A 25,641-nucleotide genomic window follows, 5' to 3' on the forward strand; every position below is an offset into this window, starting at 1 on the left:
TTGAATAATAGCCACCTCTGTGGCTAATTTCTTTTTCTAGCCGTTAACCACTCATATCACTTGACCTGTCTACAGGTAACGACTTTAGAATGATTAGCCTTATGCTTATCATGACTAAAGAGGCACATTTCGTTGCACCAATTACGAGACTTACAGCAGTCAAAGCTATTTCAGCTCTTCGACCATCTACCATCGACAATGAAAGGGATCACTCTTGCCCTTATATCTACAGCACTGTTTACGATCGTTGGGGTATTTGTTCGACAGCTCAGCACAGACTATGACACCTTTCAGATCCTGTTCTTTCGCCAGTTCATTTTTATGTTATTGCTCATGCCTGCGATCAGCAAAAATATCGGTGTGCTACTTAAGCCCAACAAAATATCGCTTCACCTACTAAGAATACTAGGCGCTTTTACCGCTCTATATTTTGGCTTTATTTCAGTGAGCAATATTCCATTTGCTGACGCAACAGCACTCGGTTTCTTGCAGGTGCTTTTTGTGGCTCTAATCGCTCATTTCGTGTTGGCAGAGCAGATCACCAGCAGTCGAATTTTCACGATTGTGGTTGGATTTATCGGGGTAATGACGGTTGTTCGACCGACCTTTGCTGCAAGCCATAGCCTTTATGTTTTATCTGGCGTGATTGCCGCACTAGGCGCGTCGGTAGCGGTAGTGTGTGTTAGGAAAGTTGCACAGAGCGAACCAAAGATAACATTGATGGCATACCAAGCTCTGGCAATTGGTTTGATAACATTAATACCAACCCTTTACTTATGGCGCACGCCAACAGTCGAAGACTTTATTTTACTGCTGTTAGTTGGCATCATCTCTTCGTTTGCTCAGTATGTTGGTATCTCTGCATATAAATGGGCGCAAGCCAACATCATTGCCAATGTTGAGTATGTAAAGATTATCTATTCACTTATTATTGGCTTAGTTGTCTTTTCTGAAATTCCTGATTTATGGTCAATGATTGGGGCACTGATTATTCTTATTAGTGCATTGATTCCATTGATTTGGTCTCACTATCAAACCACCAAAGAGGATAGCCCTAAGTGTTGAGCATCAAACAATTTTGTGAACAACTAGAGGTATCTCGAACAACGGTTCTCTACTACGAACGAAAGGGGCTAATCACTCCCGCAGCTAGAACACCTAACGGTTATCGCCAATATGGCGAACGAGAGCTTGAAAGGTTTAGAGCAATACTTGCCTATCGTTCTTATGGTATTCCTGTCAGTGAGATTGAGAGCCTGCTACAGCAATCTCAAGATGAAGACCGAGATACGGTACTAAGACAACAGTTTGCTGCTCTCGATCTAGAAATTCAAAAGTTGCGTCAGCAGCAACAGTCCATTATGGCGTTACTCAAAGAGCCTGAACTTCTTAATCAAGGCCTACTCACCAAAGAGCGTTGGACAGAAATACTTAAAGAGTCAGGAATGGATGAACAGGACATGATCAATTGGCACAAACGCTTTGAGCAGATGGAGCCACTAGGACATCTCAAATTCCTCCAATCTTTAAATATCGATGAAGATGAAATTGAGCAAATAAGGGCGTGGTCACGAAAGCCGTGAGGTGTTGAAATGATTTGCCCACATTCCACGAGTTAAAGGCTATTAGGTGATTCATCGACGCATTTTTCTAGGATTTGTTCTAGATTGGTTTATTGTTATTACCCGAATACCTAAAGGCCTCGCAGTTCGAAGCCTTACGTTTTTCATTTAACGTTTACAGCTACCCTACTTCACTGGCTTCTCTTGTTAACTGTCCTTACTGGCCTAAGTTACTGAGTAAGCTGACTGAACTTCGGCAAGCTCTTCACAAACCTCTGGTGTACATCCATATAGGTTTGCATATAGATTTCATCGATACTGTCACCACTCGGGAAACTCGATGAGAAGTCTGCGTGTTTGTGGTCAATCGACAATTTAGCGGCCTCGATAATATGAGCGATGAACATTCGAGGATCTTCTAAGCCGATAGAGATACGCATTGTGGTCGGTTTAATACCTGCTTCATTAAGCGCTTCATCGCTGAGTTCTGAGTGCGTAGTCAGTGCTGGGCACAAAGCCACGGTGTTGGTTTGCCCAAGGCTCACTTGCATGCCGATTGCTGGCTCAAGCATGTCAAAGAACTGTTTAAACCCATCTCGATTGATTGGTGCACGGTCGCCGTTGCCTTCCATATCGATTGTGAAAAGCGCCGCTGGTAAACCCAAGTACATGTTGTTCTGGCAGTGCTCATAGTTATCACTATCTGGCAAAGCTGGACACGACACATTGATGTCTGGGTGGGCATCGAAGATCTTCGCCAGAGTCAGTGTATTAATCGTTTTTTGCACCACTCGCATCTCATACGTTTTCATACCATTGAGCACTTCAAACGCTTTGTCTGCGTCTAGGAATGCGCCTTTAATGTAGTACACATTCCAAAACAGCGTTTCGTTCCATGGAATGGTGACCTCATCGCCGTTGGACTTGGTGAAAGTGACCTCCTCTCCTTTTGGAATAAACATGGTCTCGTTGCGGCCAATCACAACTCCAGCGGTTGTGGTGCCAGAACCCGCCAGTTCTTTGGTGTAAGAGTGAATGACATAATCGGGTCTTTCCGCCACATCGTCGCGTTTTAGTACTGGATGCAGCAATGGAGTCCCCACTGTTGAGTCAACAATCACATCCCAGCCACGAGAGTGACCAGCTTTACTGATGCTAGCAACATCCAACACGTATCCATGTGGGTTACATGGTGACTCTAGGTAAACGTAGATTTTTTTACCCGCAGCGAGGCGATCTGCGTATTTATGAGCAACCTCATCAAGGCGCGTCGCAAACTCATCACCGGAGTAACCATCCACCCACTCTACCGCGACATTCAGATTCGAAGGCTTGCCAAACCAATCTTCCAACAGCTGGTAAGAACCGCCGTAGATATTACGTGAAGCCAAGACAATGTCTTCATGCCCGAGCAAGTGGCTCAACAACCCATCAATAGCCGCCATCCCCGAGTTAAAATTCCATGCGAGGTACTCGTTGGCTCTAGAACCTGCCTCAATATCAACCATGTGATTAGCCAGTGAAATCGATGTTGGATTAAGCAGTCGAGAGTAAATATCGTGCAGCGGCTCTTTACCGTTAAACGCATCTTCAATCCATTCTGTACACGCAAACAAATAGGTCGCAGTGCGCGTAATAACAGGGCTGGCAGAGAAAATAGCGGCAACATTATCGAAGATAGGATACGCGCCTTTAGACGCAAAATTACCATTATTGGTGGCAATAGATTGGTAAGTAGCGCGCATTGGGTTTTGCAGGTTGTCGAGGATCTTAGCGATCTGAAATGACAAGAAACGTTTGGCGTTAAACCAAGCGATTCGGTCACTCTTGTCGAGTTCTGAAAGTCCATCAACCGTCAATGCCCAAAGATCGTGAGTCTTGGTATTGGCTTGGTACAGTGTCGTCGCCAGTTCAATCAGCGTGACGCCGTAATCACTGTTTGGGTCGATACCAAAATGCTTTGCTTGCTCAATGGCAAGGGCTTCTGCTTGTTCATGTTTGGTTGTTTTACGCAGCGGGCTAAGTTGAGTTGATGTATTCATAATTCCTAAGTCATTCCATGCTTATTGTTCCTCCTTTAATTTTAGTTTTGTGCAGATGCTAAAAATTGCTATTTGCGAAGTAAGACATACACTTTGAGCAATAATATTGCCAAATAAACTTGAATATTGATGGGATATGCCAATGGATGAGATCGACAAGAAAATACTGGCTGAACTGCAAAGCAACGCCCGCCTGACTAATCAAGAGTTAGCCGATCGCGTGGCACTGTCGCCCTCACCTTGCTTACGCCGAGTTCGAGCATTAGAGAAACAAGGGATTATTCGCGGCTATCACGCCAGTGTCGACCAAGAAGCATGCGGCTTGCCTGTGAATGTATTTGTGTTGGTGAAACTTGAAAAGCCAACTGAAGAGAATATGCGAGACTTTGAGCAGCACATTGAAGTGATTGATGAAGTATTAGAGTGCTTTCTGATGACGGGCAATCATGACTACCTGTTGCATGTGGTCAGTGAATCGCTCAAAAGCTACGAGCAGTTCATCCGCAAACAGTTAACCCGCCTGCCCAATATTGCTTCTATTGAATCCAGCTTCGCTTTCGGTCAGGTAAAAACAAAGACTAAGCTGCCAGTGAGGTAATTAGAAACGACTTAATTTAGCGCTGCTGATGGCATTGGATAGTCATCTCCAATCATGCAGATAAGTGCGCCACCAAAAGCTTTGTCGTAACGTACTTTTCCTGTCGCATCCGAGCTTTCTATGCTCGAACTGCCGTCCACAATGTGATTAATTTCTTGTGCGACTTTTGTTGGTACCAACCAGATACAAGCCGCAACAGAGCAAGTGGATGAAGACGATTCGCAACCTGTCTCGGAGCTTCCTCGTACCCAAAGGCTATCCTTTTCCTTAAGCAGTAATTGCGTTGCTATGTAATCTGGGTGGTCGATGTACTGATCACCACCTATCCATGTATCGTCAAAAGATAGGTACGGGCCTTTCCATGTTGATAAGCCCGGATTTTCGATTAAGTGATTGATGTTTAAGTAGCCGAAGTTCGTGTCGGTATCGGAAGTGATGGGAGGCAAAGAACCATTATCACGAGAATATTGCTCAGCAGCATCCAAAACAATATTAAGTTGCCCGATTAGAAATTTTGCCTCGTCGACACGGGACATACGGTTCCCGAACTGGTTGTAGATAAAAAAAGCGGCAATGAGCATGAGTAAACTAAACGCGGCAAGTTTCCATTTTTCTATCTGACGCAAAAGTTTCAACATCTATTTTTATCTCTCATAAAGAAGGTTCTGATAACGCTAAGGCTGCTCTTATAGGAAAGATTATACCAGAGTAAAATCAAGCGTTTTGCATTGAAACGTACTTGTCCATATCTGTGGTAAATAGGCTTAACTCTTAAATGCCCAATTTAAAGCTAGAACCTCCCCCCCAATAAGAAATACATATATCGAATAGTCATAACCACCCTACTTCACGGACTTAATCACTTACATCAACCTTGTGTTGATTGATTCAGTAAAACAAACCTAAGACATGGGAATCGATTCCGAAGTGATCGTTTTATCTGACTGTCATCTAATTTTTGTACTTTGATATAACAAATAGCTTAAAAGATATTGAGCGATCGTTCAAATATGTTGAAATTTCCACTATAGTTGATTGGTCAAACAACTCACAACAAGGAAAAGTTATGAATCAAAGTACCGAGTCTCAATCAGATCCAACTCGATCTATCCCTCAAGAAGCATTTGATTGGTACGACGAATATGCGCACGGTCTGATTGATCGCAGAGAGTTTATGGCTCGACTATCCGGGCTAGCTGTACTTGGCTTAACTATGACGACGCTAACTTCTGCACTGATCCCTAATTATGCGCAGGCAGAGCAAGTCTCTTTCAATGATCCTTCCATCAAAGCAACCTACGAGAAGTTTCCTTCACCTAAAGGACACGGAGAAGGCTATGGCTACTTGGTGGTACCCAAAGAGTTAGAGGGTAATGCGCCTGTTGTCTTGGTCATTCATGAAAATAGAGGCTTAAATCCATACGTAAAGGATGTGGCAAGACGACTCGCGGCCGCGGGGTTTATTGCGTTTGCACCTGATGCACTCTATTCGCTTGGTGGGTATCCAGGTAATGATGATGAAGGTAGATCAATGCAAAAATCATTATCCAAAGAGAAAATCGAAGAAGACTTTATCGCCGCTGCAAACTTTTTGAAATCTCATGATAGAAGTAACGGCAAACTAGGCGCAGTCGGATTTTGCTTCGGTGGCTATATCGTGAATATGTTGGCGGCGGTAATGCCAGAGCAGCTGGATGCGGGCGTTCCATTTTATGGCACTCCTGCCGCACCTGATTTAAGAAAGAACGTTAAAGGGCCATTACTCATCCAATTCGCTGGAATCGATAAACGTGTGAATGCAACTTGGCCAGATTATGAAACCGAACTCAAAGAGAACGGAGCAGACTACACCGCTTACATCTATGACGGTGTGAATCATGGCTTCCATAACGATTCAACAGGTCGATATGCTGAAGAAGAAGCGGAGTTAGCATGGACACGTACGCTTGAGTTCTTTAATCAAAAGCTCTCTTAATAGGCAAGATTACCGAACCCGTTTTCTTTAAGTTCCAAGTTACTGCCCTATACCTTATTCAACGAAACCCAAAAGGCCTCATACGTGCGAGGCCTTTGTTTTCTCAACGCTACATGGGCTTGCCCTACAGATAGGTTTGGGGTCGTCGACATTCTGATATGAATTAAACCTGACTCTTAATATCAATCTAGCCTATTAATATCAATCTAACTTTGCTTCTAACAAACCTATTGACCCGATCTTATAAATAGATAATATAGACATCTAGACGCCCAAATATCTTTTTGATCAATTAAATGGAGTTATCATGAACAGCTACAAAAAAATCACAGCATCCCTGTTGGCATTAGCTTTCGTATTCGGTGTAACAGGATGTGGAAAAAAAGACGAGGCTGTCATCAAGATTGGGGCGACAGTTGGCCCACATGCACAAGTTGTACAGGCAGTCGCCAAAGAAGCAGCAAAGCAAGGGATTAACATTGAACTCGTTGAATTCTCAGACTATATCACCCCTAACGCAGCATTAGACGATGGAAGTATCCAACTCAATAGCTACCAACATCAGCCATTTCTCGACAACTTTAACGACAATCACGATAGCAAGTTAGTTTCTATCGGACGTTCAATTTTGATGCGTATGGGCGTTTACTCTAACAAGTACACTTCGCTTGACTCTATCCCCGACAACGCACGAATCGCGATTCCAAACGACCCAACGAATGGCGGGCGTGGACTGTTACTGCTTGAAGATGCTGGGCTGATTTCATTAAAAGACAACGCTGGTTTCAACGCATCTTTAAACGATATTGTTAGCAACCCGAAGAACATTCGATTTGTTGAAGTGGATGCCGCTCAGTTGCCCCGCTCTCTAGATGATGTTGATGCAGCAGCAATTACCATGAACTATGTAATGTCGGCTGGACTCGATCCTAAGAAACAAGGCATTTACTTGGAGCAAAAAGACGCACCTTTAGCCGTGATGGTTGTAGCGGCGCGAGAAGAAGACAAAAATAATGAAACGTATAAAAAGATCATCTCAATTTACCACTCACAAGAGATCAATGACTTTTTAGACAGCACTTTCAAAGGCACCATCGAAGCCGCAAATTAAGCTAAATAAGCTAAATAAATTATTTCAGATTTGGCGTTGCATGATACCTATGAAGCAACGCCAGATTTGAGTTGAAGGGTTGTCGCTGACGTATTCCAGCCCCCTTTTCAAATTAGAGAGCAAAGCTCAAGTTACTTAAATCGAGGTTGAAAACCGTATCGTCAGAGCGGATTATGTAAGCATGAAATTCAATTAAATCTGGGTTCTTAGCATGAAAAAAGAAGTGATACTGTTTGATATAAACGAAACGGTTTTAAATTTGGAGTCATTACAGCCTAAATTTAAAGCGGTATTTGGCAGTGAGGATGCACTATCGCTTTGGTTTTCAAAGCTTTTACATTCCTCAACGGTTTGCATCGCAACAAACGTAAAATCTACTTTTTCTGAATTAGCGAATGCAGCGCTCGACGCTATTGCACAGCGGTACAATTGTGATTTAACGGCGGAAAGCAAAGATGCCTTGTTAACTTCCTTTGCCAATCTACCACCGCACACTGACATCAAAGCATCTTTACTTAAATTGCGTAACAACGGTTTTAAAACAGTCGCTTTTTCCAACTCATCCCTCGATCTCATCACTTCTCAAATCAAGAACTCGGGCTTAGAAGATTATTTCGACACCGTCATTTCCGTTGAAGAAACAGGCAGTTTCAAACCAAATTCAGACGTGTATAAATTTGCAGCCGAAACCTTACAAGAGCCTGTCGAAAACCTTCGTCTTGTCGCTACTCATGATTGGGATACTCATGGTGCGCTATCCGCTGGCTTACAAGCAGCCTATGTAGACCGTACAGGCGTTGAGTATCATTCCTTGTATTTGAAGCCGGAGATTAGCTCAAAGACGATGAATGGTGTGGTGGAACAGATCATTAAGCACAATTTAGAAAGGTAAAACCTCAAGGGACTTTTGCTACTCCCGCTCGATACAAACAAAAAGGCCTCGCACACCCGAGGCCTTAATTCTATCTACAGAGCAATTAACTCGCCTGCCCAATATTGCCTCTATTGAATCCAGCTTAGCCTTCGGTCTGGTAAAAACTAAGACCAAGCTTCCCGTGAGATAAATGTGTGACGCTGTTGTTTGGGTTTATGGTGCGATAGAGGCTGATCTTCATCATGCCTTGAATCAAAAGCAATATGTGCTTGCACGGTCTTCAACTAAAAATTAGAACCAAACTGAATTGTGCGCATAATTTTCAGTTGGTTAGGTAAGGGCTGGATCGAACTTTAGTAGAGGTTACATTTACTATAGGCAGGGCTTGTGAATAAGTGCTTATTTTGGGTTCATCGCGGCTTTCCCCTGAAAGCCGAGATGAACTTTTTTCAATAATCTAGCGTGTGAAAGCATTAGACAGGTCGATATCGCATTGCTTTACATCACATATATTAATAAAAGTAATGTTACTTACATTTATAAATGTGATGTTTATCTCCATTCATCTTTTGATTACTTTCTAAGCTTAGTTGGTTTTTATCCAATTAAACAGAAGGTTATATGATAAATAGAATAATAACACTAAGTGGCGTTGCATTACTTTGTTCAGCGAGTGCGCATGCGCAAATGCAAAATGGAAGTTTCGAAAACTGGGAAGGAAACGTACCATCTGGATGGAGTGTAATTGATTCCGGCATTGCGATATCACCCTCTACCGACCCTGTAAATAACGGCAGTTTCTCTGCACAAGTCACAGTGAATACAAGTACTCAAAGTAATACCGATTTTCTTCAAACGATAAGTGTTGAACAAGGGAAAACTTATGATTTCTCTGTCGATGTTTATCACACTGAAGGTAACGTGAAAGCTCGCCTTTTTGTTGATGGCTATTTAGGCTACTCGAATAATGGTTTAACGAATCAGTGGCAAGCATTGACTCACTCGTACAGTGCTACCAGCACTAAAGATATCGTTGTGGGCATACGATTTTATGATGATGCCGGTTTTGATGGTTCGGAAGTGGTGTATTTAGATAACTTTCAGCCTACGGAGGCTCCACCAACGCAAAGCTGCAATGACACAAGTGCCGCACTCACGCTAGTGACGGATAACTATGGCTCTGAAACCAGTTGGTCTCTCAAAAACTCAGTTTCTCAAACTCTTTATTCTGGTTCAGACTATCAAAGTAACACCAACAATGAAGTGGAAATGTGTTTAGCAGATGGTAGCTACACCCTAGAAGTCTCAGACTCTTATGGAGATGGAATGTGCTGCAGTGTGGGGAATGGTTCATACAGTTTGTCGGTAAACGGGACCGTTGTGGCATCTGGTGGTGATTTCCAAGCAAGTCAGAGTACAGAATTTACGATTGGTGGCTCAACTACACCACCAACTGAACCACCAACTGAACCACCAACTGAACCACCAGTGTTAGGTGAGTATTACAAAGACGCTGAAGGCAAAGTGGGCTTTGCGTTAAAAACGGCCTTATATCAAATTATTGATAATCATAGTAGTCAGGGTTACACCGCTATTTGGACGTTAGTGTCTGAGGCTGACCTAGACGCATACTATGACACTGATGGGTCGATTCTCGATATGTATTCGGAGAAACCTTCAGGCTCAGATTCAATCCAATTTACTAAGGTGGCCGATCAATGTGGTCAATACAGCAAAGAAGGTGATTGCTACAACCGTGAGCACTCATTCCCGAAAAGCTGGTTTGGTGGGAAAGTCGAGCCAATGAACTCTGACGGTCACCATTTATTTGCCACTGATGGCTACGTTAACTCGAAACGTAGTAATTGGCCATTTGGTGAGGTAAGTAGTGCAACATACACATCAAGCAATGGTTCTAAATTAGGCAGTGCAGCAAACTCTCTTGGTTATGCAGGTACGGTGTTTGAGCCAATTGATGAGTTTAAAGGTGATTTCGCAAGAGCATATTTCTACATGGCAACACGCTATGAAAATGAAATCGCTAATTGGGAAGGAAACTCTACAAGCTCGGATGCCGCTCTGGATGGAACCAATACAACCGTTTTTGAACCTTGGCTACTTACTATGCTAAAGCGTTGGCATTCTGAAGATCCAGTAAGCCAAAAAGAAATCGACCGAAATAAGGCGGTACATGATTTCCAAGGGAATCGTAATCCGTTTATTGACCATCCAGAGTTTGTAAGCCAAATCTGGGGAAATTAATCGGAATATAACCACCATGACAATGGTTTCATGATTATTGAATTGAGCCCAATCCTTTGTTTGGGCTTTTTTATTGATAGGCATTAGAGAGCATGATTTAAAATATTTGAAAAAGCATATTGTCATGAAGGTCCGTATACTTGTCAGTGATCGGCACCATCAATACTGGACGCTACGTTAAGCGACTTTCCATACCTATAGTTATTCATGACCGATCATATTCATGACCGATCATATTCAATTTTCCCACACACATTTTTGTCCAATACCTTCATCGGCTGAGTTTTTACTCGTGGCACTTTCTAGCTCACAGGTGCCCTTTTGTCGGGCTCAAAACGGGCAAAACTTGTAACAGAACCGTATTTTTCTTTTGCCGTCCTGCCATTAAAAGGACGCATAGCTGATCTTCATAGCAAGTCGGACGTATAGGCTGTTTAAAAGGAGGGAAAGACTATGGCCACCGTCTATGTCAGCATCGGAAGCAATATTAACCGCGAACATCACGTCACAGAATCTCTCAAAGCATTGCATGACCGCTTTGCGCCCCTACACATTTCTAATTTCTACGATTGCGAGCCTGTCGGTTTTAAAGGGGATAACTTCTTAAACCTTGTCGTTGGGTTTGAATGTGACATCCCTGTCGCAGAGCTGGTTAAGGTTCTACATCAAATCGAATCAGAGAACGATCGCAAGCGTCAGACCAAAGCCTATGCTTCACGCACAATGGATATCGACATCCTTCTTTATGGTAATCAAGTGGGCGTTATCGATGGCGTAGAGCTGCCTAGAGGCGAAATCACCGAGTACGCTTTTGTGCTCAGGCCGTTAGTCGATATTGCTGCGCAAGAACGTCACCCCACTCTAGACATCTCATTTCAGCAGCTCTGGGAAAGCTTCGATCAATTAAGTCAGAAAACCAAACCCATCCCTTTCAAACTCAGTTTCACTTAGCCTTTACATGACTGAAAAAAGAACGGCTGCAACAGGAACAATTGCGAAAGGAACAACTGCGAAAGGAACAGCTGCGAAAGGAACAACCGAACTCTTAATCACGTGAGCTTTACTGATCTTTTCTTAAAACAAGCACGTACCTGACTTTACTCTCTAAGGGTTGGACACTGTTATGAATCACAACGCCATTATCACCATTACAAATCTCAGACTAAGAACCTTCATCGGCTTCAACGAAGAAGAAAAGTCTAAGCAGCAAGACATCGTTATCAATGCAGAGATCCACTACCCCGCTAACAACCTTTGCCTCTCAGATGATGTGGAGAACGCACTCAACTACAAAAACATCTGCAAGAAGATCATTCAACATGTCGAATCCGGAAGATTTCTGCTTTTAGAAAAGTTAACCAGCGACGTACTCGGCATTTGTATCGATCACCCATGGGTACGATACGCTCAAGTGAGAATTGATAAGCCTCATGCCCTACGTTTTGCCGACTCCGTTTCACTCACGCTTAGCTATGAAGCAGAGCTCGAAAATTAACTCATAAGGAGAGAGTCATGCTGAATACAGAAGCCGAAAAAGTAAGAGAAGCTTTGCTCGCAAAAGGACTTGAAACCCCAATGACACCGAGCGAAATGAATCCTAACCAGAAGTACAACCGCATTAAAGGACTTTTGACGGAAGTTGTCAGTACGCTTGGACTAGATTTAACCGATGACAGCCTTGCTGAAACACCTCATCGCATTGCAAAAATGTACGTTCACGAGATCTTTTCAGGGCTCGATTACGATAACTTCCCAAAAATCAGTGTGATAGAAAACAAAATGTCGGTTGATGAAATGGTCAAGGTGTCGAACATAGATTTAACGTCGACGTGCGAACATCACTTCATTACCATCGATGGTTTAGCAGAAGTGGCCTATATCCCTGAAAACAAGATTCTTGGGCTGTCTAAAATCAACCGTATTGTTCGATTTTTTGCTCAGCGTCCTCAAGTGCAAGAACGCCTTACTCAGCAAATCCTGGTCGCGATACAGACTCTAGTCGAAACAGAAAATGTGGCCGTGACAATTAAAGCCACTCACTATTGCGTTAAATCCAGAGGCGTCATGGATGCAAACTCTGAAACCTCAACAACCGCGCTCGGTGGTATTTTCAAAACTAACCCTCAAACCAGAGCTGAGTTTTTACGATGAGTGAAACGATACTAATAACCGGCGTGGGAAAGCGACTCGGCTTCGCACTGGCGCAGCAACTTTTAGCGGATGGATACAAAGTAGTTGGCACCTACCGCAGCGACTACCCTCAACTGCAACTGTTGCGCGATAGTGGAGCCGACTTGCAGCAGGTAGACTTTTATCAACAAAGCAGCCTAGAGGGCTTTCTTCATTACGTTGGTCAAGAATATAAGACACTTCGAGCCATCATACATAACGCTTCAGACTGGAAGCCTGAGAACAAAAACGATCCCAGTGAAAATGCATCACAAATCATGCATCAGATGATGACGATTCACGCCACCGTGCCTTATCTGTTCAATTTAACGCTCAAAGACCAACTGATGTCTGGCGATAAAACGTCAGACATCATCCACATCAGTGATTACGTTGCTGAAAAAGGCAGTAAAAAACACATCGCTTACGCGGCCAGTAAAGCTGCACTCAACAACCTGACGCTATCGTTTTCAGCAATGTTAGCTCCCAAGGTAAAAGTAAATACCCTCTCTCCAGCCATGATTAAGTTCAATGAACATGACGATGACGCATACAAAACCAAAGCTCTGAAAAAAGCTCTGATCCCGACAGAAGCGGGCTTTGAGGAAATAATAGATGGCATCAAGTTTGTGTTGGCCAGTCACTACATGACAGGACGAACCTTACACCTTGATGGCGGCAGGCATTTGAAGTGAAGTCCATATCATGTGGGCTTACGTCAACATAGAAACGCTAAAGACTAATTACTGCTGTTACCAAGAAACCGCTAGAAGCTAGAAGCTAGAAGCTACTATGACCTAAAAACTGCTAAAAGAGTGAGGAAGGCGTTTTTCTTCGTCCCAGCCGGATAACTCAATATTGGTCAATGACTTGCGCTTCTCGTTACACAGTGAAGCGATATTGATGATAGGCAGTTGGCTGCGAAACTGCGCGGTAAGTATGACCTTTTTACTTTCACTCAGGCTGTTTCGACATTGCGCTAAAACAGCTTCAGTATCGAGTTGATGTGCGTTCTCGATAATCTGGATATCAGTATTCTCTTGATAGCAATCTATCAGCCAAGATACCGCAGGCTCTTCTAAACTGGTGAGCACGATGACATCTTTTGTTGCCATAAGCTCGTGGAGTTCAAGCTCTTTTAGTTCAGTTTCCATAAATACCCTCATTCAGCTGAAAATACATTAAAGCCGGTTACCCAGTTTAGCCTGTGCCAAATGGTAGCCTCTGTCTATCATCTCTTGTGAGCGATCGAACTCTAAGGTGCCACAAGCATTACGTGGGATCTCAAGCGTAATATCGGCGGGATAAGCGGCCAGTTTCTGGCGAGCAATGGTCGATTGCATCGCATCAAACGCTTGGTTGGCAATGTCGTAGGCAGCAAAATTGAAGCTCATTTTACTTTTTACACTGCTACCGAGGTTATCGATAAAGTGAACAACCTTCTCATGCAGGTTACTCTCTTTTGTTGGTAGCGAAACCGGTGTCACTTCCTGCTGGAGCATTTCAGGTTCGCCGCCTAAGTTCACTGCCAGAGTAAAGTCTGTCTTATCACCAAAGGTAGGCGCAATCGGTACAGGGTTAAGTACACCGCCATCAATCAGCTCTTCGCCATTAATAACATGAGGTGTGAAGAACAATGGCAAAGAGATAGAAGCGCGAATGGCATCAAACAGAGAGCCTGATTGCAGCCAAACTTCTTTTTCATCGGCGACGTTGGCGGCAACAGCGGTATAAGGGATAGGCAGATCTTCAATTGAAATCTCGCCGATCAGTCCACGCAGTGTGTCGATGATCTTGTCCCCTTTGAAGATACCACTCGATTGCCATGAAAAGTCCAACATCATCGCCATATCCGATTGGTCGATACTGGTGACCCACTCTTCAAATTCATCCAACTTACCCGCAGCGTAAACACCACCGATAAGTGCGCCAATTGAACAACCAGAGATAGATTTTATCTGATAGCCATGCTCAATGAGCCAACGGATGATTCCAACATGAACCAAGCCTCTTGCGCCACCACTGCCAAGTACCAATGAGATCGTTTTTGCCATCGTATTAATCCTTTAGTTTTTAATTCTAGGGTGCTAACTCGCCGATTTACCAATTCACAGATCTCAACTCACTGAGTCACTCTCAGTCCATACGGGTAATGAAGGTTTGCTCGTCATCCACAAAAGCCACATAGTCGCCGTGATAGATAAACACCCGACCACGCCCTTCCACTATACACGCTAGCTGTGGGTTCAAATCTTCTTCAAGGTTTTCACTTTGATACGTGCCAGTATCAGTGATCACACCGCGGAGTTTAGGCAAAAATCCATAGCTGCGCTTGGCTTGATCAATCAGGCTCAATTCACTGGTGGTAGAGAAGTAAGCAGGGATGGGACCAGCATCTTCAATAAACATCGGTTTCAGTTCTTCAAAAGCTGTAATCACCAGCCAGTCGATGCCGTTTACGTGATGGATAAACATTGTTTATAAATACCTAGTTTCTCGATAATTCTGATGCGGAGATTCTAACACTATCAGGGGCCAAACGTAGGAGAAATTGAGCTACTAGAGGCAATCCCTACCCCTGCTTATTACCCAATATATCCAACATAAAACTGGACCAGATGTCACTATCAAATCACACCACAACGCAACCAAGCATGCAGCCAAACGTAAGTCGTTGGACTTTTTTCTGGGCCTTTAGAGTCGAACCATTTGTTGTTGAAAGTGACTTTGTTATTCCTGAAATTAAGAGCCTACCAATAAACAGACACATACTATCTACAGGGTCTAATACTAGTCGTCCGACTCTACGACTAATGTCTAACCGACTGAGTCTATTTGTTTTTTTTGGTTTGGTATAAGGTACTAACAACTAAATGTTAATGAATTTTTAATTATAAGTTGACGCATTGTTTACACCTCATGCCGTGAGTCAACAACGTTTGTTGGAATAACACACCTCAGAGTGTGAACGAAAGGAATCAAAATGAGCACTACTTTAGAGTCCGCACATATACAAACAGAGAAGCCTCAAGCCAATGAGGATGAACTCACCTATGAACAACAACATAAACCAAGATCGGAATTTGATTCCCGAGAACAGTATCTAGAACACGAATTGCAAATCATGTCGCCTAAGCGCTGGCGTCCAAATTTGCCGTTTAAAGATTATCGATTTGAGATAGAAGACACCATCCCAGCGATGGCGGCGACCATTGGTAAAGTGGTTATGGTGGGCGCTATTGCAGCCACCTTTGCTGGGGCTCTCGGATTAAATGAAGACTTCATTCTAGAAAACGTTCGTTATGAACTCCTCATCGCCTCTGTTTTCATTATTATTTTCTCTGGATTCCTGTTGCCGACCGCGAACCTCGCAGGTACACACGGTCCACTCATCCCGTTAATTCCAATTGTGGTTGCAGCAGGCGGACACCCTATGGCGTTTGGGTTATTGATCGGCGCTTTTGGCCTCATCTTAGCCATCAGTAAAGGTGGCAGCATGTTGGCTAACCTCACCAGTAAAGGCGTATGTGGCGGCTTGTTGCTCTACCTCGGCTTTGTTGGAACCGCTTCTCAAGTGAAAAAGCTGTTCGCTTGGGCTGAGGGAATTGGCATGAGCCACATTGCTTTTGTCGTGATCTTTTGCACCATTATTTTGTACGCATTATTGGAACATTTCCGTAAGCGTTGGCTAGCTGTACCTCTTAGCTGCTTGCTAGGCGGTACGATTGCATTTGCCATGGGTGCCCCATTCGCTTTCCACACTGAGCCAGGCTTACCTAACATGAACCCTATGTATTGGTGGGGAGAAGATACAGGTTGGATGTTAGGCCTACCAACGATTGAGCACTTCATGGTGGTATTGCCGTTTGCAATTTTGGCTGTCGCTATGTGGTCTCCAGATTTCTTAGGGCATCAAGTATTCCAAAAGATCAGCTACCCAGAGCGTACCGAAAAAGTACACATGAACATCGACGACACCATGACCACGGCTTCAATTCGTCAAACGTTCGGTTCTCTGCTCGGTGGTACTAACTTTACTTCTTCATGGGGTACTTACATCGTACCGGCGGCGATTGCTAAACGCCCTATTCCTGCTGGCGCGCTGCTCACGGCTCTGTTCTGTATCATCGCCGCAGTTTGGGGTTACCCGATGGATTTAGCTATCTGGCAACCTGTACTGTGTGTGGCGCTGATTGTTGGGGTATTTGTTCCGTTGCTAGAAGCTGGAATGGAAATGACGCGTGAAGGGAAAACCACCCAATCGGCAGCGATTGTTGTATTTTCTTCAGCGCTCGTTAACCCTGCATTTGGCTGGGCTCTCACCATGCTGTTGGACAACTTAGGCTTAGTCGGTTGTAAAGAACGTAGTAGTGAACTCAGTAAAATGAGCCGCTGGGTGTTGCCTGGCACTATGTTTATTGTGCTAAGTGGTGTGATGGCGTTGGTTGGCCTTCTACCGGGAATTCCAGCGATTATCCCAAGCTTTCGTTAAGCTCGATTAATATTTAGTTTTGGTCGGAACACTAAAAGGCCTCGCAATCGCGAGGCCTTAGTTTTGTCTAAGTTTCAACGAACGATCACCGAAGTAATTGCCGATGGTAAACCAAATCAACTCGAGAGCCATTCATCCAATACTGTGATGAATTTAGGATTAATGAGATAACCGATGGAAGCATGCGGATTGCTTTTCCCGTTGCGAATATTGAGGTTGTAAATCGGGTGGATATCTTTCATTCCACCGGGGATCAGACCCAGTTTGAGCATATCTTTAAAGTCATTTCTAATTTTGTTGTCATGAGAGATAAAATCATCTTCTGCCGATATGTTTATCCATTGCTGAATGTTTAAAGGATACTTCTTCTCATCTTTTAAACGGCTCCCTTTTAGCCTGTCTTTTACGTTTTCATCTCCTAACGGCGACCCGAGCGTCAGCCATAAGTTGACCTTCTTGTCCGCACCATAGTCGTGTCTATACTCTCCGTAATGAGACAACTTCCACAACACGTCATAACTGATCATCGACCCAAGGCTATGCGATACAATCATCACGTCATCCTGATTATCAAGCGCTTCCTTCAGTTCAACCATTAGCCGATGCCTAACATCGCTGCCAAAATAGGTATCTTCATACCAATAATGCGCCATATCCGGCGCGACCTTCGTTATAAGTGTCTCAGCCACACCCAGCTTTCCAAATAGCGATGAAAAGGTATCTGCTAGCGCCTCTTTTAGAAAACCAATTTTAGATACCTTGTTATACGTTGTTTTATTGAACTGGCTTGTCTTGTACTTTTTGAGTTCAGACAGCGCTTGTTGTCGACTTGCAGGGTCTTCCGTTGGTTTCTCTAACAATGTGTTCGATAGTTCACCGTAATAGACAAACCGTTTATCTACATCTTTAAAGGCTTGTAATGAACTTGAGCCTCCACAATCTCGCTGCAAGCCATGTTCTATGGCCTCGTACCAGAGTGCTTGAAGGGGAGCTTTATCGGGCTTTTGAGCGCGACCATGAATGAATATTATTTTCTTAGCCATAGCAGGACGTCCTAAACTCATAGTTAAAGTGATTGTCTCTAGAAAGCACCCCTAAGTTCGGTCAGCCCTTACCAAGAACAGCAGCGCTAATGACGTATCTAGAGGTGGTTGATAGAGCATTTATATAACTATGAGGTACTCGTTTAAGGACCATAAACGAGTGAACGATGCGATCATTACTCGCAAATTGAAATGAATGTAGCTAGCAAAACCTCCAACGAACAAAAAGGCCTCACACACGCGAGGCCTTAGTTTTATCTATAGAATGATTACATCCATCCTTTAACAACTACGGCGCCTACTTCACTGACTTAACCGCATTCATCAATGTTCGATGAAATATCTAATTAATACTGAAGATTAAATAATCTTAATAGTGTTCATTTAATTAGCTAATCTATTTTTCAGAAGAGCATGACTTGTGTATTTCTTGTACCACAGGTTCATTATTGATAATTAAGTAAATTTAAAGAAGAAAGTGATATAAATAACATTAGATACATTCGCGTGATCAATCTAACAAGTTAGGATATGAATTTATAAAAACCTGATTAATTACCTTGTCAATTCATAAATAAAACAACAAAATCCTACTAACATTATCAGCCTAATTAATCATACTGCCTGATTATTACGGCAAACAGATGGCTTCTAAAAACACACGCATAAGTATGAGTTACTAAACATGGTAAGAAAAATAGTTTCACTTTCAATATTAGCAATGAGCTTCAACGCATCGGCATTAACTTGTACAGGAGTTATTGACGAAGTCGAAGTCAGCAGTAGGTACAAATATGTCCGAGTGTTCACTAAAGCTTATAAAAATGGGAAAGTTGGTATAGAAATATGTGGGGATAGAGGAGCGAAAAGTTTTAGCAAAATAGCGAGCGATATGGATGGGGGCTATGAAAATAACTGTAAAGCTTATTTGAGTATGGCAGAAATATCTCTAGCTACAGGATTACCCCTTAAAATTGTTATGAGAACACCTCTAACCGGTTGTTTAGATTATGGTGCCTATGTCAATCAAACCTGGGTTCACAGCATGTCATTGGTTCGCAAGGACTCTTCGAATGACGAATAAAGTTAATAGGTTTTTTTTTAGCTTATTCTGCAGCAGCTTATTAATTTCAGGGTGTGGTGGTGGCGACTCTGAGAATCAAAGTGTCCAAGATGTTGGGGAAACTGAGACTACAGTGGAATCTGGAATAGAAGAAGAAACAGTAACCGAAGAGCAAACAGGAAGTATTGATGAAACTGGAACCGAAGAAGAAACAGAAAATGTAGTGGTAGCCGGAAATACAGAAGGAACAGGAACTATAGAGGAGAAAAATAACGAGCAAGCTACCAATGCTGCCATTATAAAATCTATTCATCTAATAAACGATTAACTGATAGTTTTCGTGATTGTAACTTACAACTCGTAGTTTCTCTCTTTTAGATATTTAATACTTTCACATCCAACTTACTTATAGAAAGTTAGCGCTTAACATTTATTAAAAATACATAAAAGTTGTTTCAAAGATTCAATCGATTAACAGATAGCATTGACTCAGTTCACTTCAAATTCAAGTGACTAATTTACTCCTTACTTACAAAAAGGCCTCGCAATCCGCGAGGCCTTAGTTTTATCTATAGAATGACTACAACTGCCATACTTGACTGACTTAACCGCTTTCATAAACATTGTGGAATGGTTCTAGTAGACCAAAGCCTCCCCCTCTAGCTCCCCCTCGAATGGAGTGAGCCGATCTCTTGAGATATAAGAATGAGGGGGAGAACATTCTTTGTCGCTGAACATACAGCAGCACATGTAGTGATCGGTATTCAGTTCCTCCCCTTTCCCATTACCAACAAAAGGTTGGAGATGTAAACCAAGGGGAGGTTAGGAGGGGATTATCAGCCTATTCTCACGTACAACTGCCCTACTTCACTGACTTAACCGCTTTCATCAACGTTGTGTTGAACTGCTCAGGTTGCTCTAGCATTGGGAAGTGGCCTGAACCTTCAATGTAGTAAATGCTGTAATCCTTGATGTGTTTCTTGTTCGCTTCTGAATCGGTTGGCCATAGACGAGCATTGACCAATATCACTGGCACGCTCACGTTCTCATACACGCGGTGGGCTTCGCCAGTCACGTATTGGCCTAGATAATGGCGGAACTGGTTTATCGCGATAGCTGGCTGTGCTGATGCCATGTCTTGTGTTACCCAGTAAAGTAAATCTGCGTCTACGTCTTTTGGTAACGAGTCTTTCACGAACGTAGTAATGCCCGCTTGAAAGTCTGCTTCAAAAGGTTTGGTCATTGCATCTAAGTCGCTTTGTGAAACGGCTAGTGCGACGTTTTGCGATGTGTCGACACCAATAATGCCCTTCACTCTTTTCGGCATCAGTTTAGCGGCTTCTGCAATCACACCACCCGCCATCGAATGACCGACTAAGATGACGGACTCGAGTTGCTCTTTCTTAATTACCGCTTTGATGTCTTGAGCGAATGCAACCATGGTGTACTCTTCGCGGTTGAACGATGAGTTACCGTGCCCTGCTAAGTCCATGGTGATGACTTGGTACTGCTTTGAAAACTCACTCACTTGGTTTTGCCACAGCCTGCTGTCTAAGCTCCAACCGTGAATAAAGATAAGTGCTGTATCCCCACTCCCGCTTTTGCCATACGCTATTTGCTCACCATCGTGAGATATCGTAATACCGTACTTAACCGTTGAATCATGAGCCATGGTATTCATGCTACCAAGCGCCATGAATACCAAGAGTGTGATGTTTAAAATTAAGCGTTTCATAGTGTCTCTCTACTTACTTTAAAGGGAACACAGAAAGCGCCCCTCTCAATCAATATAGTCACTATAAAGTGTGAAGTTGTAGACGGGTCAAGGATAAGTTTAAGAATAGATAATTCGATAACCTTTATAGAGTTCAGTGAGTAAGAACATCGTTGCCCCCCTAGACACGAACACATGTTGAATAACTAAATAAATGTGACACCTCGCGTTTAGTGAACGCACTATGACCTAACACTCATATTTATTGATTTTGGGCATATTTGCATTTGATTATATTGAATAAAATGACTTCCTATAAACAGACACCAATACGTAGAGACTGAAATGGACAAGCACCGACAGCAACAGAATGAAAGACGAGTTATATGTGCGATTGAAAGAGGCTATGGTAACTCTGATAGCGATGTAGGTAAGTTAAGAGCATTTTTTGAAATTATCTCTCCAAGTGAAATTACCCCAATCAATAGCACTGAGATGTTTTGTGAAACCGAAAAAGTGTTTGTTACTGGGAGGTTCTCAGAGTTGAAAGAAAAGTTTGGCGAGAAGCTTTTTGAAGCTTCTTGCATAGAAACCTCCTTTGAACGTAGGGATGGCGACTGTCGATACGTAACACGATTAGAATCATGTATCGACATTAAAGGTCTATCCTGCTGCCAAGTCTTCGAACAGCCTCTACCTAACGTTACTGAACCGACTATAGTTCTTGCTTCTAAGCCATTAACTAAATCAATCTTATTTAGAAATGAAGATTATATCTATGGTCCCTTTGAATATACCAATGACAGTGAGACCCCAGACGGGAACCAGCGCTATCAAGTAAAAGCTATTACAACACCAATAAATACAACAATACCCTCATTTCACATTGGTAAGGTTTCTTCCCCACAATACATAAGCTCACTTTATGAAAAAGCTTACCAACCAGTATTACTTGGAAATATCAAAAGATGCTTTGATTCTGCTGAGTTAATTGATTTCATATCAGACGATCAAATCATCTCCACGTATGGCGCTAAGATAGCGCAAAACTCTGACATCCGTAGTTTCAACAAAGGGACCATCACACAAATTAGAAAATCTTTCGCTTCCAGTATCGACCAAAGAAGATTTCCAGACCGTTTTAAGCGTTTATTCGAAGCACTAGAGCAATCAAACTCTTGGGAAGGCAACCGTAAAGAGCTTATCGATAGTTTCTTAACTATGAATTCAGGAAAAGAAATCGTAGAGAACTACATTAGTGTTAACCGTGATGACTTCTTCAAAGGCGAGAGGCAATCTTTCCTTGAGACACTGCACAAAGAATATGAGGATAAACATGTTGAAATCGAAGACTTAAAGTCGAGAAAAGAACTTATAGAATCAGAAATTCGTAAACTACAAAGAGAACGAGAGCAAGTTGAATTAAACGCAGTTCAAAACAGCGAGTCGAACGAAACTTTACAAGCTTTAACTCAAGAACATCAAGCTCAGTTCGAAGCCGATATTCAAGCAAAGAAAGAAGAATTAGATCACCTCTATTCAGAACTAGCTGATCTTCAAAGAAAATACAGTAAGTTTAATACAATGGAAGCGATAGAGGACGAAATAAAAGGCTTGGATCGTGATAAAGACCGAGCAAAAGAACGTTTAGATGACATGAAAAAGCAAGTGGTCGAAGTCCAGAAAGAGCTGAAAGACACTAATGAAAACTTAACGGCTAGATTACTAAAACTAAAACCTGATGTTGATGCTTTATCAGGAATTGCTCCAAGAAAGAAATCAGAGTCCGTTAGCTACAGTACTCCAATTCAGCCAACCAAGTCTGATAACTTAGACGACATTCGTGAAGATCTTATCGACCGCACACTTGATGCATTGAATAAATTAGGTCGAAAAACGGACTATAATACCGTTACTAATATACTGACTACCCTAGCACAATCACAATTTACGTTATTCTCCGGTCGCCCAGGAACAGGGAAAACATCTCTAGCTAAAATGTTGGGCACAAGTTTGGGGTTGCAAAACCGACTGTTAAATATCCCTGTAGCCAGAGGATGGACTAGCTCCAAAGATGTTTTAGGTTTTTACAACGCTCTTTCTTGTTCATTCAACCCAGCAGCAACAGGGCTTTATGAGCTTTTAACTCAATTAAATAAAGAATCTAAAAAAGGCGGAAATGGAGCGCCCGCTATTTGTTTACTTGATGAGTTCAACTTAAGTCAACCTGAGCACTATTTCAGCCCTTTCTTAGAAATGTCAGACCCAGAATCTAAGAGAGCCATCGCGACTGGAGATCAAGAAGCACCATACTTGGAGGTCCCGGATTATTTGCGCTTTTTAGGCACAATCAACCATGATGAGTCGGTACAGTCTTTAACTCCAAGGATGCTAGATAGAGCGGCTATTATTAGCTTCGATGAAATTGAACCTGACTATGATTTATCATTAAGTGCACCAGTGAGTTTAGAAGAATTGGATATCGTTCCAATCTCAGGTAAAACGTTTATAGAAGCATTTGCACCTAAATCTCTTGCTTTGCCTCAAGAGATTGAACGAACTCTCAAAGAGATTATCGATACACTCAGGGACGACAATGTTGAATTTGGCGCCGTTGTAAATATTTCATTCCGAAAGGTTAAGGCTATTAGGGCATACCATAACGTCACCTCATCAATGTACATTGATAGTAGATTTGCAGCTTTGGACTATGCCGTAAGCCAACATGTCATCCCTCTTCTAAATGGCTATGGAAAAAATTTCGGCCGACGACTAGAGCAGCTCAAATCATGTATTCCTGACGAAATGGAAATTTCACACAAAATGCTAAATAGAATTATTGGCAACGGTAATCAGAACATGTTCACATACGGCTTTAACTTATGATTGAGTGGTGTCTCGATGTTTTTTACGAGGCGAGTGAGGTCCGACATGACCTTACTTCACCTCAAGAAAATCAAATAAGTATACGAGAGACCAGCAATGTTAGGTTTTCTGTATCAATTGAGGACTCTGAGTTTAGTAAACTTGGGGTGCCTTATGTTGTTATTTCAGATATACCAGTTGAGTTCAAGTTCAGTCACTACAATGCTGGATATAGAGTATTTAATTCTATTGACTCTGTAGAATCTCACTCGTCTCGTTATTTTTATAATTTCTTTGGAGAGAGTGAAGTTAGCTTATATTTTGAACATAAATCAAATACACACTCTAGTCATACTATAAACATTCTAGCAAGACGAGCTAACGCAGAACTCGCAAGTGAAATGTTAAATCACATAACGTCAAAGTTAGATGATGCGATATCTATCTGCTTCTCTCGAAGCAAAGTGTCTGTAGGTTTCGATGACTCTCAGAGCTTTAATTTTACTCGCTTAGATATCATTCAAAGTGCTATTGCATACCTTTCAGAATCCTTACCAACATTTATGCGAGAGCATAAATACATTTGGAAACCGGAAATGGAGATGACAGAGCGAGGACAGCCGACAGGTCCAGACTCTATACATTGGGTACTAAATAATCTAGATAAACTGTCACCTGCAAGTGTTAGTGAAGCAAATTTGGTATACAACAACCGAGGCTATCGCCTAGATGAGTTGCCAAAGGAAAGTATCATAAAAGAATGGGACGTTTATGAGAATCAAGTACTCCATACTTTTTTACATAACATGTTGCTGTTACTTCTCGAAATTAAAGAACAATATGATATTGAAAGCCTAAACCATGATGATGTTGTAGACCTTGAGTTTGTAAGATTTGATCATACTATGAGTAAATTTACGCAAATGGCACTTACTCATAAAGTCAATCAAATAGACTCTTTAATGATGTCTATTGAGCAACTTAAAAGGGTTTTCAAATCAAAGCTACCTGCTAGTTTGGTTCCAGGGATTCAGCCAAGAGTCACATCATATGTTGCTAGACACCCGCATTATAGAAACACTTTCGAACTGATTGAGAAGTGTTATAAAGCGCCATCTCCAAGTTTTGAAGGTGCGAGCTTACTCTTGGGTCTAAAGAACTTATCTATCGTATACGAAACGTCTTCATTGTTACTACTCCATGAGTCTATAAAAAAATGTTTTTGCGTCGAATTAACTAAGCTTTCTTATCGAGAGCATGCTGAATATCATCCATTCGGGGGAATTCAAAAAGAACGCCCTCGAGGAGAAGTAAATAACTATTTTAAGTTCGATAGTAGATTGTTTTCGGTGGAACTATTCTATGAGCCTAAAATTTATCCATTCTCGAAAAATAGCTCTATAGGGGATCTAGTTGATACAAGCAACTCAAAAAGAAGCAAATATGGTTCACATCATTTTTGCCCTGATTTTGTTCTAAAAATTCAATCAAAGAAATGGGGGAAACCAGCAACAATCATCTTAGATTCAAAATACAAAGATGCATCAACAGTTAAGCAATACGATATCGGCGCTCTAACCCGAAAATACTTATTGAATATTCACCAAGTGAATTCAAATGGCCGTCTAGGGGTTTCACCAGTGAATTTATTACTTTTGTTATTCCCACACTCTCGTAATGGGAAATCGGTAAGAACAGTAGCTCGTCAACATTGTCTTGACGGTGAATATCCATTGTTACCCCAATCTAGTGCGATACTTGTTAAACCAACAGAAGCCAAACTTTTGGACGACCATTTATCGTCATTTATAGAAGTAATGGATGAAGAAGCGAAGATTGTCACGAACGAATTATAGATATGGATTCTTTGG

23 protein-coding genes and 1 pseudogene are annotated in these 25,641 nt (G+C 42.2%); 17 read left to right on the forward strand and 7 right to left on the reverse strand.

Annotated features, from left to right (window positions below):
• Positions 1-198 precede the first annotated feature (198 nt).
• Both AACU28_RS17905 and AACU28_RS17910 read left to right on the forward strand, forming a co-directional pair.
• Positions 199-1,065, forward strand: coding sequence for a DMT family transporter (locus tag AACU28_RS17905; protein ID WP_121603691.1), 867 nt, complete (start codon positions 199-201; stop codon positions 1,063-1,065).
• Positions 1,059-1,583: a MerR family transcriptional regulator gene (locus AACU28_RS17910; protein WP_054543117.1), complete on the forward strand. Its 525-nt coding sequence runs from the start codon at positions 1,059-1,061 to the stop codon at positions 1,581-1,583. Before AACU28_RS17905 ends, AACU28_RS17910 begins: the two co-directional genes overlap by 7 nt.
• A gap of 209 nt (positions 1,584-1,792) precedes the next feature.
• On the opposite strand, the gene AACU28_RS17915 is transcribed toward AACU28_RS17910, so the two are convergent.
• Positions 1,793-3,604 carry a PLP-dependent transferase gene (locus AACU28_RS17915; RefSeq protein WP_121603369.1) on the reverse strand — a complete coding sequence of 604 codons (1,812 nt, stop codon included), beginning with the start codon at positions 3,602-3,604 and terminating at the stop codon, positions 1,793-1,795.
• Between the two features lie 142 nt (positions 3,605-3,746).
• Between AACU28_RS17915 and AACU28_RS17920 the strand changes: the two genes are divergently transcribed.
• Positions 3,747-4,202, forward strand: coding sequence for an Lrp/AsnC family transcriptional regulator (locus AACU28_RS17920; RefSeq protein WP_012604166.1), 456 nt, complete (start codon positions 3,747-3,749; stop codon positions 4,200-4,202).
• 11 nt (positions 4,203-4,213) lie between these two features.
• On the opposite strand, the gene AACU28_RS17925 is transcribed toward AACU28_RS17920, so the two are convergent.
• Entirely contained in the window at positions 4,214-4,840 is a 627-nt protein-coding gene (locus AACU28_RS17925) for a type II secretion system protein (protein WP_121603370.1), read from the reverse strand.
• Positions 4,841-5,268: 428 nt separating this feature from the next.
• Here AACU28_RS17925 and AACU28_RS17930 point away from each other — a divergent pair, with 428 nt between their 5' ends.
• From AACU28_RS17930 to folM, 9 genes and pseudogenes are all read left to right on the forward strand, one after another.
• Complete coding sequence (locus AACU28_RS17930; RefSeq protein WP_121603371.1) at positions 5,269-6,177, forward strand: dienelactone hydrolase family protein; 909 nt, start codon at positions 5,269-5,271, stop codon at positions 6,175-6,177.
• Between the two features lie 307 nt (positions 6,178-6,484).
• A complete protein-coding gene (locus tag AACU28_RS17935; RefSeq protein ID WP_017088530.1) occupies positions 6,485-7,288 on the forward strand; it encodes a MetQ/NlpA family ABC transporter substrate-binding protein in 804 nt (267 codons plus the stop codon).
• 211 nt (positions 7,289-7,499) lie between these two features.
• The gene (locus AACU28_RS17940; protein ID WP_017095181.1) at positions 7,500-8,180 is read left to right on the forward strand and encodes a haloacid dehalogenase type II; all 681 of its coding nucleotides are present in this window, start codon (positions 7,500-7,502) and stop codon (positions 8,178-8,180) included.
• 79 nt (positions 8,181-8,259) lie between these two features.
• Positions 8,260-8,352: pseudogene (locus AACU28_RS17945) on the forward strand (Lrp/AsnC family transcriptional regulator); the annotation flags it as partial.
• A gap of 431 nt (positions 8,353-8,783) precedes the next feature.
• On the forward strand, positions 8,784-10,424 hold the full coding sequence (locus AACU28_RS17950) for an endonuclease (protein ID WP_121603372.1): 1,641 nt from the start codon (positions 8,784-8,786) through the stop codon (positions 10,422-10,424).
• A gap of 453 nt (positions 10,425-10,877) precedes the next feature.
• A complete protein-coding gene (gene folK, locus AACU28_RS17955) occupies positions 10,878-11,375 on the forward strand; it encodes a 2-amino-4-hydroxy-6-hydroxymethyldihydropteridine diphosphokinase (protein WP_121603373.1) in 498 nt (165 codons plus the stop codon).
• Positions 11,376-11,547: 172 nt separating this feature from the next.
• The gene (folX, locus tag AACU28_RS17960) at positions 11,548-11,919 is read left to right on the forward strand and encodes a dihydroneopterin triphosphate 2'-epimerase (RefSeq protein ID WP_004734786.1); all 372 of its coding nucleotides are present in this window, start codon (positions 11,548-11,550) and stop codon (positions 11,917-11,919) included.
• Between the two features lie 17 nt (positions 11,920-11,936).
• Positions 11,937-12,575 carry a GTP cyclohydrolase I FolE gene (gene folE, locus AACU28_RS17965; protein ID WP_004734785.1) on the forward strand — a complete coding sequence of 213 codons (639 nt, stop codon included), beginning with the start codon at positions 11,937-11,939 and terminating at the stop codon, positions 12,573-12,575.
• Positions 12,572-13,288, forward strand: a complete 717-nt coding sequence (gene folM, locus AACU28_RS17970; protein ID WP_121603374.1) for a dihydromonapterin reductase — start codon at positions 12,572-12,574, stop codon at positions 13,286-13,288. Before folE ends, folM begins: the two co-directional genes overlap by 4 nt.
• Positions 13,289-13,390: 102 nt before the next feature.
• Here the strand turns inward: folM and AACU28_RS17975 are convergent, their stop codons facing one another.
• The 3 genes from AACU28_RS17975 to AACU28_RS17985 all read right to left on the reverse strand — a co-directional run bounded on the left by AACU28_RS17975 (position 13,391) and on the right by AACU28_RS17985 (position 15,068).
• Complete coding sequence (locus AACU28_RS17975; protein ID WP_102494816.1) at positions 13,391-13,759, reverse strand: hypothetical protein; 369 nt, start codon at positions 13,757-13,759, stop codon at positions 13,391-13,393.
• A 15-nt stretch (positions 13,760-13,774) separates the two neighbouring features.
• Complete coding sequence (locus AACU28_RS17980) at positions 13,775-14,647, reverse strand: patatin-like phospholipase family protein (protein WP_121603375.1); 873 nt, start codon at positions 14,645-14,647, stop codon at positions 13,775-13,777.
• 82 nt (positions 14,648-14,729) lie between these two features.
• Positions 14,730-15,068, reverse strand: coding sequence for a hypothetical protein (locus AACU28_RS17985; RefSeq protein WP_004734781.1), 339 nt, complete (start codon positions 15,066-15,068; stop codon positions 14,730-14,732).
• Positions 15,069-15,576: 508 nt separating this feature from the next.
• Here AACU28_RS17985 and AACU28_RS17990 point away from each other — a divergent pair.
• Positions 15,577-17,085: a DUF3360 domain-containing protein gene (locus AACU28_RS17990; RefSeq protein WP_004734780.1), complete on the forward strand. Its 1,509-nt coding sequence runs from the start codon at positions 15,577-15,579 to the stop codon at positions 17,083-17,085.
• Between the two features lie 116 nt (positions 17,086-17,201).
• Here AACU28_RS17990 and AACU28_RS17995 read toward each other — a convergent pair whose 3' ends face one another.
• Positions 17,202-18,128 carry a hypothetical protein gene (locus tag AACU28_RS17995; protein WP_029222488.1) on the reverse strand — a complete coding sequence of 309 codons (927 nt, stop codon included), beginning with the start codon at positions 18,126-18,128 and terminating at the stop codon, positions 17,202-17,204.
• Between the two features lie 685 nt (positions 18,129-18,813).
• On the opposite strand from AACU28_RS17995, the gene AACU28_RS18000 reads away from it, so the two are divergent.
• Positions 18,814-19,212, forward strand: coding sequence for a hypothetical protein (locus tag AACU28_RS18000; protein ID WP_017077911.1), 399 nt, complete (start codon positions 18,814-18,816; stop codon positions 19,210-19,212).
• Positions 19,202-19,519 (forward strand): hypothetical protein, encoded by a 318-nt coding sequence (locus AACU28_RS18005; RefSeq protein WP_017077910.1) that lies wholly within the window; start codon positions 19,202-19,204, stop codon positions 19,517-19,519. Before AACU28_RS18000 ends, AACU28_RS18005 begins: the two co-directional genes overlap by 11 nt.
• 534 nt (positions 19,520-20,053) lie before the next feature.
• On the opposite strand, the gene AACU28_RS18010 is transcribed toward AACU28_RS18005, so the two are convergent.
• On the reverse strand, positions 20,054-20,926 hold the full coding sequence (locus tag AACU28_RS18010; RefSeq protein ID WP_121603376.1) for an alpha/beta fold hydrolase: 873 nt from the start codon (positions 20,924-20,926) through the stop codon (positions 20,054-20,056).
• A gap of 324 nt (positions 20,927-21,250) precedes the next feature.
• Here AACU28_RS18010 and AACU28_RS18015 point away from each other — a divergent pair, with 324 nt between their 5' ends.
• Both AACU28_RS18015 and AACU28_RS18020 read left to right on the forward strand, forming a co-directional pair.
• Positions 21,251-23,791, forward strand: a complete 2,541-nt coding sequence (locus AACU28_RS18015) for an AAA family ATPase (RefSeq protein ID WP_121603377.1) — start codon at positions 21,251-21,253, stop codon at positions 23,789-23,791.
• Positions 23,788-25,626 (forward strand): hypothetical protein, encoded by a 1,839-nt coding sequence (locus AACU28_RS18020; RefSeq protein ID WP_121603378.1) that lies wholly within the window; start codon positions 23,788-23,790, stop codon positions 25,624-25,626. Before AACU28_RS18015 ends, AACU28_RS18020 begins: the two co-directional genes overlap by 4 nt.
• Positions 25,627-25,641: the final 15 nt, after the last annotated feature.

It is taken from the genome of Vibrio sp. SBT000027, from assembly GCF_963894355.1.
Taxonomy (GTDB): domain Bacteria; phylum Pseudomonadota; class Gammaproteobacteria; order Enterobacterales; family Vibrionaceae; genus Vibrio; species Vibrio splendidus.